This is a genomic window from Microvirga antarctica, from assembly GCF_017921815.1.
Classification (GTDB): domain Bacteria; phylum Pseudomonadota; class Alphaproteobacteria; order Rhizobiales; family Beijerinckiaceae; genus Microvirga; species Microvirga antarctica.
Window position 1 is genome coordinate 1 of sequence record NZ_JAGEMM010000145.1, and the last position, 285, is coordinate 285.

1 protein-coding gene is annotated in these 285 nt (G+C 54.4%); it reads right to left on the reverse strand.

Going from position 1 to position 285, the window contains the following annotated elements; translation table 11 throughout:
- Positions 1-285: DDE-type integrase/transposase/recombinase (locus J4G32_RS21225; RefSeq protein ID WP_210497701.1), on the reverse strand; the 285-nt coding region annotated here is incomplete at both ends.

The window sequence follows — 285 nt, forward strand, 5'->3', positions numbered from 1 at the left end:
CCTCAGCGTATGGAAGAAGCTTTCCGCACAGGCATTGTCGTAACAACAACCTCTGGCGCTCATACTTCCCCGCAGATTATGGCGTTTCAGTAAGCTCTGGTAATCCGTTGAACAGTACTGACCGCCTCTGTCTGTCTGCACGATGACATTTTCCGGACATTTACGCCGCCACAGCGCCATCTGTAACGCATCGCAGGCAAGCTGTGCTGTCATCCGCGAGGACATCGACCAGCCAATGACTGACCGCGACCACAGATCGATAACCACGGCCAGATAAAGCCAGCC